This window comes from Paraburkholderia sp. BCC1886, assembly GCF_900996245.1.
In the GTDB taxonomy this organism is placed as follows: Bacteria; Pseudomonadota; Gammaproteobacteria; order Burkholderiales; family Burkholderiaceae; genus Paraburkholderia.
On record NZ_CAAJGK010000118.1, the window covers coordinates 16,897 to 28,501 of the forward strand.

Sequence of the window (11,605 nt, forward strand, 5' to 3'; positions counted from 1 at the left end):
TGCCGTTCTTCGCGGCGCCATTAACCCGCATCGGAGCGGCGCGGTTCGTCGCTCAGCATCGTGACCGTAAAGAATTGCGTGGAGCCGCCAATCGCGGTCGTCAGCGCGTTGTGTACGTTCGGCACCTGCATCGCGTTCGAGCGGCCCATCACCTGACGCGCTGCTTCGGCCGCGCGCACCAGCCCGACCGCGCCGATCGGGTTCGTACAGAGCGTGCCGCCCGATGGATTCACGGCAAGCGCGCCATTCATATCGAATGCGCCTTCATCCGACAGATGCTGTGCGGTGCCCGGCGCGCAAAAACCCATCGCTTCGAGCTGGGGAAAGTGAAACGAGCTGAACGGATCGTAGATTTCGACCGTCTGGATCTGCGTGTACGGATCGGTGATACCCGCCTGCCGGAAGCATTCGCGCGCTGCCGGACGCATTTCGGCGAAGTCGGCGAAATCGGTTTCGGCATACGGGCCCTGCCGGTCGCCCATGAAGACCGTGTTCGACACCCCCGCGATGCCGGTGACGAACGCCGGCCGGGTGCAACGTTCGCGCGCGAGCCGCTCCGATGTCATCACCAGCGCCGCGGCGCCTGCCGAACGTGGACAGATGTCGAACAGCTTGTAAGGCCACGATATGCGCGGCGAATTCATCACGGCGGCGATGTCGATATCGCCTTTCAGATGCGCACACGGATTGTTCAGCGCGTTGCGGCGCGCGCGCACGACGACCTTCGCATACTGCTCCTCGGTCGTGCCGTACTTGTGCATGTAGCGCTGCGTCGCGAGCGCCGTCATGGTGACGGTGTTGAGCGCGACATCCTGCTCGTAGAACGAGTCCCAGATCAGGTTCAGCAGAAACTGCGCATCGGGCGATTCGGTGATGCGATCCGCGCCCACGACGAGCACGGTCTCGCATTGCCCCGAGGCGATGTGGGCATGGGCGGCCTGCAACGCGGAGCCGCCGGTCGCGCCGCCGGTCTCCAGCCGCATGAACGGCTTGCCGCGCGCCCACGTGTAGTCGACCGCCCATTTGTCGGCGTCGGCCACGCCCATGAACGACGTCGGCCCCATCGAGAACACCACCGCATCGATTGCATCCGGCTGCAGGTTGGCGTCGACGAGGGCGAGCGCGACCGCGTCCTGCGCAAGCTCCGGATAGGTCTTGTTATCGAGGCGCGAGCGGAATTCGGTTAGCCCCGTGCCGATGATCGCCACGTTGTGGGATGCGCCCGAATACGTCATCGGCCGGCTCCTTTCTCGACTCGTTCCATGAGCACGAAGCCGTGCGCCTGTTGTGCGAAGCCCGATGCGCCATGGGCAAGCGCACGCTTTGCACCGTCGACCTGATGTCCGCCCGCGCGCCCGCTCACCTGCAGCACGGCTTCGGCGGCATTGAGCAGACCCATCGAAAAGTACGGATTTTGCGCCCATGCACCACCCGAAGGACTCACGCGCGTGCGAGACGGCGGCTGCAATGCAACGCGATACGCGAGGTCGGCCCACGCATGCTGTGCATCGAATTCGATTACGTCGACGTCGCCGATACCGATTCCGTCTGCGCGCTTCAGCGTCTGCACCGCGTATTGTGTGAACACGTCGAGATTGGCAAGGCGCTCTGCATCCAGTTGATAGCGATCCACGCCCCACGCCATGCCCGCGAGGCGTGCGAGCGGCCTCGCGTCAGGATGCGTGCGCACCCAGTGCCCGGAGGCGATCACCAGCGCGACCGCGCCGTCGGTGATGGGCGCACGATGCGCGGCGCGCAGCGGATACGCGATGCTCGGCGATCCGACGATGTCGCCGGCTGGCGGCACGTCTCTCGCAACGGCACGCGGATTGTCACGCGCGGCGCTGATACGTTCGATCATGCAGGCCGCGACGGCGTCTTCGCTAAAGCCGTAGCGTTGCTGCACCGCGCTTGCGAAGAGGCCATCCGCAATCGCGAGATTCATGCCGATGGGGCGTAGAAAGAACGGTTCGCTGCGCATTCGTGCGATGTCTTCGAGATCGACGACCGAATTCTGGCTGGTACTGACGACGAGCCCCAGATGAAGATGCCCGGACGCCACGCGCATCGCGCCAAGATGCAAGCCGGTGAGGCCGGAGTCGGTGGTGCGCATTTCGTCTTTCAGATAACCGCCCGATGGCGCGGCGAGCAGCATGCTGCTGATGCCGCGTGCGTCGAGTTCGTCGCTGGCGGCAAGCGTGAGGTGATCGATGTCGGCGCGACGCACGCCGGCGTCGTCCAGCGCGGCGCGTGCGGTGCGGTACGCCATCTCCTCCAGTCGTGCATCGCCGATCGCCGTGGCAGCCGGGTGGATGGCCACTCCCAGCACATAGACATCCATAGGGACCTTTTTCCAGGCGGTTCGCGTTTTGTCCGTCTCCAGCAAGCATGATAGCGATCTCGACCTTGTCGGTCAATGATCTAACCGTGCGGTCAGTTTTCTGAAAAGGCCGGATAAATGCAGTGTTTAAAAGGACATATTCGCACTTCGCATGACACGTACTGACCCGATGGTCAGTTATGTTTCTTGACAGATAACCCGTGCATGCGGTTATCCTACGCTTGAGAATCGCACCGCGCTTGTACTCATCCCGCGCGCGTTTCGCGTCAGGACATTGTTGAGGAGACAGCATGAGCGAGCATTTCGAAGGTCCGACATTCGAGGGCACCGCGTTGAAGGTGGAATGGATCGAACGCGCGATCGCGTTGATCACATTGACCCGCCCGCAGCAGATGAACACGTTGTCGCTCGAATTCCTCGACGAATTCGAGCGTGCGCTCGATCTGCTCGAAAGCACGCGAACGCGCGCACTGATCGTGACCGGCCAGGAGCGCGCATTTTGTTGCGGCGCCCATTTGCGTTATTTCGCCGGGCCCGAAGCGCGCTTCACCACCCCGCAGCCTGCTCGCGACGACTACCTGGCGAAAATCGCCGTGCTGTTCGACCGTCTTGAAGAGATGCGCTTCCCCACCATCGCGGCGATCAACGGATACGCGCTCGGCGGCGGCTGCGAACTGGCGCTGTCGTGCGATTTCCGTGTGATCGCGTCGCATGCCAAGATGGGTTTGCCGGAGACGAAGATCGGCGCGGTCGCCGCCGCGGGCGGCGTGCAGAAGCTCATCCGTCATGTGGGACGCAGCCGCGCGCTCGACTGGATCTTGCGCTCGACCCACATCGATGCACAAACGGTCGAGCGTTACGGGCTCGTCTCCGCGGTCGTTCCGGGTGACGCGCTGATCGCCGCGGCGCTCGACATCGCGCTCGAATTGCGCAAGCTTGGCCCACAGGCACTCTCTCAATCGAAGCGAGCGATCTATCTGAGCGAAGACGCCGACCTGCGCAGCGCGCGGCGCTTTGGCATCGAGGCCCTCTCCATTCTCGTCGGCGGCGACGAATGGAAAGAAGGCATGAACGCTTTTGTCGAAAAGCGGCCGCCCACCTTCGACTCGATGTGAGCCTACGATGCCGCGCGATCTCTCGTGCTTCGCACAGCGCAGTAGCCATAAAAGCCTGCTATGAGCGCCGGTGAACTCCTGCCTGGCACACCGGCGCCTATGCACATGTGGGACGGTGCGCGCGGTGTAAGGCTCGCCGGAGATAGCTGGGGCAACTCGCGCGACCCGCTCGTCGTATTGCAGCACGGTGGCGGCCAGACGCGCCATGCATGGAAGGATACCGGCCAGCAACTCGGCGCCAGCGGCTATTACGCGGTGTCGTTCGATGCGCGCGGCCACGGCGACTCCACCTGGGCGCCCGATGGCGACTACACCGAAGACGCGATGGTCGAAGACCTGCTCTGTGTCGTGTCGGCCGTCGGCGGATCGACACCCGCGTTGATCGGCGCGTCGCTGGGCGGCATCACCAGCATGATCGCGGCAGGAGAAAAACAGCTGGATGTGCGTGCGCTGGTTATCGTCGACGTCGCGCCGCGCATCGAGGCCCATGGCGTCGAGCGGATTCACCGCTTCATGACAGGCCGGCCGGAAGGCTTCACGTCGCTCGATGAAGTGGCCGATGCCATTTCGGCGTATCAGCCGCATCGGCCACGGCCTTCGTCGCTCGACGGGCTCGCGAAGAACCTGCGTGTCGGCGCTGACGGACGATACCGTTGGCATTGGGACCCGCGTTTTCGTCCCGATCAGCGCGATCCGCTCGCGCGCGAACCGCGTTTGTCGCGCTGCGTGCAGGCGTTGACTGTGCCGACGCTGCTGGTGCGTGGTGCAAAATCCGATGTGCTCAGCGCGGCAAGCGTCGAGCACTTCATGACGTTGTGCCCGCATGCGCAGACGATCGACGTGGCAGGCGCCGCGCACATGGTCGCGGGCGACCGGAACGATCTGTTCGGCGATGCGATGCGGGGCTTTCTCGATCGCGCATTGGGTCGAGAATAAAAGACACCTGCAGTCTGGTGGAGCCGCGCTCACTCGTGCGGCGCAGTCGACGCGTGCTTGACGATGATCGTCTGCTGCATGACCGCGCACAGCGTTTCGACCCCAGCCGCGATGCCGTACACATCCGCCTTCGTCACGATCAATGTCTGGCCGGCGCGTATCACGGCACCCCGCGCGATGAGTTTTTCTCCTTTCGACGGCGCGACGAAATTGAGCTTGTATTCGACCGTCAGCACGGACGCGTCGGCGGGCGTCACGGTCATCGCGGCAAAGCCCGCCGCCGTGTCGGCGATCATGCCGACAATACCGCCGTGTATGTAGCCATGCTGCTGCTCTATGCCGTCCCAGTGCGGCACGTGCACTTCCACCGCGCCTTCCTCGATGTTCGTCAGCGTCGCCTTGATCAGGCGCATCGCGTTCAGCTTGTCGTAGTTTGCGACAACGTGGGCGGGAAAATCCGGGGACAGCGGTGTGTTCATAGGAGGTCCGCGTGTAATGACTGTTCGCCGGCCGGTTATCGATCGCGAACGGCGGCAAGCACCGCATCGAGCGAAGCCTGGTCTTCCAGGCCACTCGTGTCGCCGGTGATCGCACCCGTCTCCGCCGCTTCCCGCAACAGCCGGCGCATGATCTTGCCGGCCCGCGTCTTGGGCAACGCAGTCGACACGTAGACGTTGCCAAGGCGCGCGAAGGTCCCCACTGCTTTCTGCACGCATGCCGATACGTCCGATACGACTACGCCGGGATCGGTGCCTGGCTTGAGCGTGACGAACGCGACAGGCACGGTGCCGCGCAACGCATCGCGCACGCCGACCACCGCTGCCTCCACGACGCCGTCGCAGCCCGAGGCCGCGCTTTCGATTTCCATCGTGCTGATGCGGTGTGCGGCGACGTTGATCACGTCGTCGGAGCGCCCCAGCACCCAGAGCTGGCCGTCGCGGTCCAGCACCGCTTCATCGGAGCTCGCGTAATGGCCGGGGAAGCGCTGGAAATAGGACTGGATGTAGCGCTTCGGATCGTCCCAGATGGTCCTCGCGAGCGTCGGGAATGGCTGCGTCAACACCAGATTGCCGCGCACGCCAGGACCGACCGGCGCGCCGTGGTCGTCCAGAATGGCAAACGCGTGACCCGGAACCGGGCCGCCACAACTGCCGTACTTGAGCGGATCCACGCCATAAACAGGCATCGTCCACGTCGATCCCGTTTCGGTCTGCCCATAGGCGTTGATGACGGGCACACCGAGCATGCGCGTGGTCCACTCGGCCGTTTCCGGATCGAGAGGCTCGCCCTGCGTGGTCACGAGCCGCAGCGTCGCCGGGCGTTGCTCCGCGACCACCTCGTCGCCGGCGGCTCTGAGCATGCGCAGGCCGGTCGGCGCGACGAGAATCTTCGTGACGCCATGCCGCTTTGCGATCTTCAGCATGCGTGTTTTGTCGGGATAGTCGAGCGCGCCTTCGTAGCATAGCAGCGTCATCCCATGTGCGAGTCCGCCGATTACTGCCTGGATCGGAAACGTCAGCCATCCCACGTCTGCGGCGCACCAGTACACGTCGTCCGGTTGTGGGCCGACCTGCCATTGCACGTTGGCCCACGTGCCCGCGAGGAATCCGGCAGCGCTATGCACGACACCTTTGGGCTTGCTCTCCGTGCCCGAGGTAAAGATCAGGAACGCGGGATCGTTCGCTTCCATGGGTTCGCACGGACAGTCAGGCGATTGCCGGTCGAGCAGCACGCTCCATTCGGATTCGCCGTCCTCCAGCGAGAGTGGATCGCCGGTGCGATTCACGACCACCGTATGGCGCACATGCCCGGACGCGGCCCGTCCGCTGCGCATGTTTTCCAGCAATGGCACCTTCTTGCCGCGTCTGAGCGACGCGTCGGCCGTGACGACGACCGACGCGCGCGATGCCTGCAACCTCATGGCAATGGCCGCCTTCGAGAAGCCGCTGAAGAGCACCGTATAGATCGCGCCGAGACGATTGCACGCGTGAATGGCGACGAACGCCTCCGGCAGATTGGGCAGGTGAATCGCGACGACATCGCCACGGCCAACGCCGAGTTCGCGCAGCGCGTTGGCAAAGCGCGATACCTGCTCCCTGAGCTCCAGATACGTGAGACGTCTGGACGCGCCGTCCTCGCCTTCCCAGATCAACGCGTGTTTGTTCGACGTGGCGGCATCGTCCGCGTAGCGATCGACGCAGTTATCCGCGACATTCAGGATGCCGTCCGCGTAATAACGCAGCGATCCGAATTCGCCGTCGCGCAGCGTCGCCCACGGTTTGCGCCAGCGCATTTTTTCCCCGACCCATGCCCAATACCGGTCGCTGCCCTGGGACTCCAGTTCGCGTGCGTGGGCCAGCAACTGTTCCTGGCTCGCGATTCGCCATTCCGGACGAAGCTCCAGAATGGGCCCCGACGTGAGCTCTTGAAGGGTATCCGTCATGTCATCTCCAGTTGCGTCACGGGCTGGATCGATTGCGCAGTCCCGGCGCCAGTTGGACTACGTGAAGCACGTCGAAGCTAGACCATCCGCTTGGCGATTTCCTCGAGCATCACTTCGGTCGCGCCGCCGCCGATCGCCTGTACACGAGCGTCTCTCGACATGCGCTCCACGGCGGTTTCCCGCATGAATCCCATGCCACCGTGAAACTGGACGCAGTCGTACATCACCTCGTTCACCAGCGTGCCGCATAGCGCCTTGATCATCGAGACTTCCTTGACGACCTGCTGCCCCTGCGCATCGCGCCACGCGGTGTTGTAGACGAGCGCACGCGCCGCTTCGACCTGGGCGCTGCGCATCGCGAGTCGATGCCGGATGGTCTGCATATCCCAAAGCGTGGCGCCGAACGCGCGGCGCTGCGTGACCCACTCGAGCGTCAGCTCGATCGCCCTGGCAGCCTCGCCGATCGACTGGGCGCCGAGCACGATCCGCTCGTTCTGCAGATTCCTCATCAGCGCGTAAAAGCCGCGATTTTCTTCGCCGAGCAGATTGGCATCCGGAATGAGGCAGTCTTCGAAGACCAGTTCGGCGGTATCGCTGGAGAGCCAGCCATGCTTGTCGAGCGCGCGCGCGACACGAAAGCCCGGGGTGCCCTTCTCAACGATGAACATCGAGATATTCCGGTTGCGTCCTGGCTCGCCGGTCTTGGCGGCGACGAAATAGATATCGCCATACACGCCGTTGGTGATGAACATCTTGGCGCCGTTCAGCACCCAGCCGTCTCCAACGCGTCGCGCTGTCGTACGCATGCTCGCGAGGTCCGACCCCGCGTCGGCTTCCGTCATGGCCACGGCAGCAATGGAGCGCCCCGCGATGATGTCCGGCATGAAGCGGTCCTGCTGAGCCGCAGTCCCCGCATGAAACAGATGCGGGCTCGCCATGTCCGTATGGACGAGCACCGTAATGGCGAAGCCGCCATACGTCGAGCGTCCCAGTTCCTCGGCGAGGATTGCCGTGGCCAGCGTGTCGAATTCGTTCCCGCCGTGCCGCTCGTCGTAGCGGATACCCAGCAGCCCGAGCGCGCCCATTTCCCGCAGCACGTCACGCGGTACGAAGCCGTCTTTTTCCCAGCGGTCGGCATGCGGCTTCACGCGCCTTTCGACGAAGCGCCGGACCGTTTCACGCAGCATGTGATGCTCGTTGGTGAAATAGGGCATCGATGACGCGACGGACGAGTCCGGACCTTCGTTGGAATGCACCGAGACCTCCCGTGAGGTGTGCTTCGAAGATAACAATCGTTACGGTCATTTAAAGTGGACGCCCCGGTCTTGTCGAGGCCGGACAAACCCTGGATCTTCCCGTTTCAGCCGAGCCATGGCGGTTTCATCGGAACGGCAACCCGCATCACGTAACGAACGTTATGTGGGATGATCATCTGATCGATCCGTCACAGCGTTCACGACCCTGACCGGGGTTCCTCCTCTCACGGCTGTGCGTGTCGTCTAGCTTGCGGCGATCGGCCCCGGCCGCGCGATGCTGGCGATCCGCGTCCGGCCATTACATTTCAGAGTGGATAGCGACACATGGGCAAAAAACAGGCCTCTTCTCACGCGAAAGCCACCGCGGGAGCGTCCGTCAGCGAAGACGACATCGCGCCGGCAGAAGGACGGCAACTGATTCTGGATACGGCCGCCCGCCTCTTTCGCGAGGAAGGCTATGCCAGCATTTCACTGCGCGATATCGCGGCGGAATGCGGTGTGACGACGGGCAGCATCTATCACCACTTCGGCTCCAGGGAAGAAATCGTCACCGAGGTATTGCGCATTGGCGTGGTGCGTGTCGCCGAAGAAGTAAGACGGGCGGTGATGTCGCTCGACCCCGCTAGCGACACGCGCACCATCCTGCACGCCGCCATTCACGCCCACCTCCACGCGCTGCTCAAGTTGCAGGACTACACCTCGGCGAACGTTCGCATTTTCGGACAGGTCCCGGCGTCGATTCGCGAAAAGCAGATCGTCGCCCGGGATGCGTACGAATCGTACTGGCACACACTGCTTCAGCGTTGCGCCGCGCGCGGCGAATTCAATCCCGCGCGCGATCTGAGATTGACGCGTCTGTTCCTGATTACCGCATTGAACGGCTCGCTCGAATGGTACAGGCCGCGAAGTACATCGATTCAGATGCTGTCTCACGAACTGACCGAATTGTTTCTCGATGGACTGACGCGGCGCGGGTGATGCGCGAGAAACTAAGAGTTCACCCTTATTCAGGGAATGCGATTCTCGTCTTCCTGATGATTGGCCTCGCGCTTCAGCGCACGCCGATCGCGTACGCGAATGCAATTCGCCGTGCCGCGCGCCAGACCGGTTCGGTGCTGCTTCAGTATCCGGTCTATGGCGGCGTCATGGGCGTCATGAAGGGCACCGGTCCTGCATCGATGATCGCCAAGGCATTCCTGACAATCGCCTCGCCAGCCATGCTTCCGCTCTGGAGCTTTCTCAGTTCGCTCATCATCACGTTGCTGGTGCCGAGCGCGGGAGGCCACTGGGCGGTGCAGGGTCCATTCGTGCTGCCCGCGGCACTCGATCTGCATGCATCGGTGCCGCGCACCGCGATGGGCGTCGCCATGGCCGAAAACGTGTCGAACATGCTTCAGCCTTTCTGGGCCGTGCCGATCGTGGCCATCGCGGGCATTCGCATTCAGCGCGTGTGGGGTACACGGCGGTTTTCTTCGCCGTGTCGCTGGTGATCTATGCGGTTGCGCTCTGGCTGGTTCCTTGAAGTGTGGCGAAGTGTTCCGGCGCGCTCACGTCAATGCGCCGCGGACGCTTCTGCCGAGTCCCCGCCCTTTGTCGGGCGCGTGAGCCAGATGAGCGGAATGATCAGAATAAAAATGAAGGTGGACGCATAGAAGAAATCGTCGAGCCCCATGACCGCGGCCTGATTGGCAACCATCGATTCGAACGATGCATACGCGCTGCCCAGGCTCATATGAAATTGCGACTGCAATCCCGCGATAGCCTGATTGAAGGCCGGATTGTCGAGGCTCGCCGGTGCGGGCCTGTTCTCAGGTGCGGGCACGTCGTGGAGCTGGGCAATCAGCATGTTCCCGCGCAATCAGGCGAGAGCGGCGATCGGCCTGATGAACATCTTCGCGAGCTGCGGCAGCATTGTCGGAACTATGACCGTCGGATATTTTGCACGCGGAGCGAGCCCGGCGAGCAATTTCTATATTCTTGGCTGTGCGCTGTTTGCTGGCTCGTTTGTCATGCTGCTGCTCATCGCGTGGAACAGCCGGCGCGAGATCGATCCAACGGGTGGCGTCGCGTATCACTGAGCACAGGGCGCACGCGGCGCAATGTGGCGGCCTGGCGGTTTGCGCGTGACCGTGGGTCTTTCGTGCCGGATCGATCCGCAGAAGCGCACTGCGCCACAACTTCTGCGGCGCTCGCATCATACTGCCGGTTTCTCCACAGCGCGTGATCTTTGCGGATTGGACCCGATCAGTATCAGCACTGCCGCTAGCGCGCCAACGGCCGAGATAATCCGAAGGCCGCCAGCAAAGCTGCCAGTCACTTCTTTCACGAATCCGACCATGTACAGGTAGGCGAAACCCGAAAGATTGCCGACCGAGTTGATCATGGCCATGCCCGCCGCCATTCCCGTCGCATCCAGAAAATCGGAGCAATGAGCCCAAAATACGACGAGTGCGGAAAATGCGCCGATGGCCGCAAGACACAACAGGGCAAATCTCGCTGTGGCAGTGAAAGGTCCCGTGGACAGGCCAAGCGCCAATGCCGCAAGAACGATTGCCAGGACGAGATGATATTTTCGCTCGCCTCTTGCGTCAGACGATCTGGCCAAGAACCGCATTCCCACGACGGCGAGCGCAAACGGAATGACATTGACCAGGCCCGTAGCAAATAGGCTGAGACCAAACTGGTGAATGATCTGAGGCAGAAAAAAACTCAGTCCATAGTTGAAGCCGACCGTACCGAAATAGGCAATCGAGAGGATGATGACTTTCGGTTTCAACAGAAACCGAAGTATGCCGTCATGCGCATCGACCTGCACCAGGCTTCGATCGGCTCGCAGCGCGTTCTCGAGCCAGTTCTTTTCCTCTTCGTTCAGCCAGCCAGCCTGGCAGGGATGGTCGCTAAGCATAAAGTACACAACCGGCGCGAGAAGGAGCGCTGGCAGCGCGTTGATAAGAAACATCCACTGCCACCCGTGCAGTCCGAGAACCCCCTCCAGGCTCAGACATGCGCTCGCCAGTGGCGAACCGATCACACTCGCAACCGGCATGGCCGCGAGATAGGTGGCAATCACACCGGCGCGATATCTGGACGGGATCCACAGAGTAAAAAAGAACGTGACACCGGGACTGAAGCCCGCCTCGGCTGCGCCGAGCAGCAACCGGATCACATAGAAGCTGTGTGGGCCTTGCACTAACGCCGTACACGCGGAAAGCACGCCCCAGGTGATCATGATCCGGGCAATCCAACGTCGTGCGCCGACTCGTTCGAGAATCAGATTCGACGGGATTTCGAGCAGGAAATAGCTAACGAAAAAAAGCCCCGCTCCCAATCCGAAGGTGGACGCAGATAGACCAATGTCATGATTCATCGTCAACGCGGCAAACCCGACATTCACGCGATCGAGAAACGCCACTACGAAGCAGATAAAAAGGAGAGGCACAAATCTCCTTATCACCTTGCGCATCACCGCATGTTCTATTTGTGAATCGTTCACACGCATCTCCCCAATCTATTG

12 protein-coding genes are annotated in these 11,605 nt (G+C 62.4%); 5 read left to right on the forward strand and 7 right to left on the reverse strand.

Annotated features, from left to right (window positions below; translation table 11 throughout):
* Positions 1-20 precede the first annotated feature (20 nt).
* Both FQ746_RS32025 and FQ746_RS32030 read right to left on the reverse strand, forming a co-directional pair.
* Complete coding sequence (locus tag FQ746_RS32025) at positions 21-1,235, reverse strand: thiolase family protein (protein WP_144113826.1); 1,215 nt, start codon at positions 1,233-1,235, stop codon at positions 21-23.
* The gene (locus FQ746_RS32030) at positions 1,232-2,341 is read right to left on the reverse strand and encodes a thiolase family protein (RefSeq protein WP_144113827.1); all 1,110 of its coding nucleotides are present in this window, start codon (positions 2,339-2,341) and stop codon (positions 1,232-1,234) included. Before FQ746_RS32030 ends, FQ746_RS32025 begins: the two co-directional genes overlap by 4 nt.
* Positions 2,342-2,631: 290 nt before the next feature.
* On the opposite strand from FQ746_RS32030, the gene FQ746_RS32035 reads away from it, so the two are divergent.
* Both FQ746_RS32035 and FQ746_RS32040 read left to right on the forward strand, forming a co-directional pair.
* The gene (locus FQ746_RS32035) at positions 2,632-3,456 is read left to right on the forward strand and encodes an enoyl-CoA hydratase/isomerase family protein (RefSeq protein ID WP_144113828.1); all 825 of its coding nucleotides are present in this window, start codon (positions 2,632-2,634) and stop codon (positions 3,454-3,456) included.
* A gap of 105 nt (positions 3,457-3,561) precedes the next feature.
* On the forward strand, positions 3,562-4,392 hold the full coding sequence (locus FQ746_RS32040) for an alpha/beta hydrolase (protein WP_313955587.1): 831 nt from the start codon (positions 3,562-3,564) through the stop codon (positions 4,390-4,392).
* Between the two features lie 29 nt (positions 4,393-4,421).
* Here FQ746_RS32040 and FQ746_RS32045 read toward each other — a convergent pair whose 3' ends face one another.
* The 3 genes from FQ746_RS32045 to FQ746_RS32055 all read right to left on the reverse strand — a co-directional run bounded on the left by FQ746_RS32045 (position 4,422) and on the right by FQ746_RS32055 (position 8,049).
* On the reverse strand, positions 4,422-4,871 hold the full coding sequence (locus FQ746_RS32045; RefSeq protein ID WP_222105905.1) for a PaaI family thioesterase: 450 nt from the start codon (positions 4,869-4,871) through the stop codon (positions 4,422-4,424).
* Positions 4,872-4,906: 35 nt separating this feature from the next.
* Entirely contained in the window at positions 4,907-6,835 is a 1,929-nt protein-coding gene (locus FQ746_RS32050) for an AMP-binding protein (protein ID WP_144113830.1), read from the reverse strand.
* Between the two features lie 77 nt (positions 6,836-6,912).
* Positions 6,913-8,049, reverse strand: a complete 1,137-nt coding sequence (locus tag FQ746_RS32055) for an acyl-CoA dehydrogenase family protein (protein ID WP_144114025.1) — start codon at positions 8,047-8,049, stop codon at positions 6,913-6,915.
* A gap of 366 nt (positions 8,050-8,415) precedes the next feature.
* Between FQ746_RS32055 and FQ746_RS32060 the strand changes: the two genes are divergently transcribed.
* Complete coding sequence (locus FQ746_RS32060; protein ID WP_144113831.1) at positions 8,416-9,069, forward strand: TetR/AcrR family transcriptional regulator; 654 nt, start codon at positions 8,416-8,418, stop codon at positions 9,067-9,069.
* On the forward strand, positions 9,069-9,581 hold the full coding sequence (locus FQ746_RS32065) for a TIGR00366 family protein (RefSeq protein WP_260854238.1): 513 nt from the start codon (positions 9,069-9,071) through the stop codon (positions 9,579-9,581). Before FQ746_RS32060 ends, FQ746_RS32065 begins: the two co-directional genes overlap by 1 nt.
* Before the next feature lie 62 nt (positions 9,582-9,643).
* Here the strand turns inward: FQ746_RS32065 and FQ746_RS32070 are convergent, their stop codons facing one another.
* Positions 9,644-9,937 (reverse strand): hypothetical protein, encoded by a 294-nt coding sequence (locus FQ746_RS32070; protein WP_144113832.1) that lies wholly within the window; start codon positions 9,935-9,937, stop codon positions 9,644-9,646.
* On the opposite strand from FQ746_RS32070, the gene FQ746_RS32075 reads away from it, so the two are divergent.
* The gene (locus FQ746_RS32075) at positions 9,936-10,169 is read left to right on the forward strand and encodes a hypothetical protein (RefSeq protein ID WP_144113833.1); all 234 of its coding nucleotides are present in this window, start codon (positions 9,936-9,938) and stop codon (positions 10,167-10,169) included. The two genes, FQ746_RS32070 and FQ746_RS32075, sit on opposite strands and share 2 nt — an antisense overlap.
* Positions 10,170-10,285: 116 nt before the next feature.
* Here FQ746_RS32075 and FQ746_RS32080 read toward each other — a convergent pair whose 3' ends face one another.
* Positions 10,286-11,584 (reverse strand): MFS transporter, encoded by a 1,299-nt coding sequence (locus FQ746_RS32080; protein WP_260854239.1) that lies wholly within the window; start codon positions 11,582-11,584, stop codon positions 10,286-10,288.
* Positions 11,585-11,605: the final 21 nt, after the last annotated feature.

Excerpts from the sequence above, each read along its gene's own strand:
- FQ746_RS32055 (WP_144114025.1), bottom strand. The coding sequence starts at position 8,049 with ATGCCCTATTTCACCAACGAGCATCACATGCTGCGTGAAACGGTCCGG.
- FQ746_RS32035 (WP_144113828.1), top strand. The coding sequence starts at position 2,632 with ATGAGCGAGCATTTCGAAGGTCCGACATTCGAGGGCACCGCGTTGAAG.
- FQ746_RS32060 (WP_144113831.1), top strand. The coding sequence starts at position 8,416 with ATGGGCAAAAAACAGGCCTCTTCTCACGCGAAAGCCACCGCGGGAGCG.
- FQ746_RS32030 (WP_144113827.1), bottom strand. The coding sequence starts at position 2,341 with ATGGATGTCTATGTGCTGGGAGTGGCCATCCACCCGGCTGCCACGGCG.
- FQ746_RS32050 (WP_144113830.1), bottom strand. The coding sequence starts at position 6,835 with ATGACGGATACCCTTCAAGAGCTCACGTCGGGGCCCATTCTGGAGCTT.
- FQ746_RS32040 (WP_313955587.1), top strand. The coding sequence starts at position 3,562 with ATGTGGGACGGTGCGCGCGGTGTAAGGCTCGCCGGAGATAGCTGGGGC.
- FQ746_RS32075 (WP_144113833.1), top strand. The coding sequence starts at position 9,936 with ATGTTCCCGCGCAATCAGGCGAGAGCGGCGATCGGCCTGATGAACATC.
- FQ746_RS32025 (WP_144113826.1), bottom strand. The coding sequence starts at position 1,235 with ATGACGTATTCGGGCGCATCCCACAACGTGGCGATCATCGGCACGGGG.
- FQ746_RS32065 (WP_260854238.1), top strand. The coding sequence starts at position 9,069 with ATGCGCGAGAAACTAAGAGTTCACCCTTATTCAGGGAATGCGATTCTC.
- FQ746_RS32070 (WP_144113832.1), bottom strand. The coding sequence starts at position 9,937 with ATGCTGATTGCCCAGCTCCACGACGTGCCCGCACCTGAGAACAGGCCC.
- FQ746_RS32045 (WP_222105905.1), bottom strand. The coding sequence starts at position 4,871 with ATGAACACACCGCTGTCCCCGGATTTTCCCGCCCACGTTGTCGCAAAC.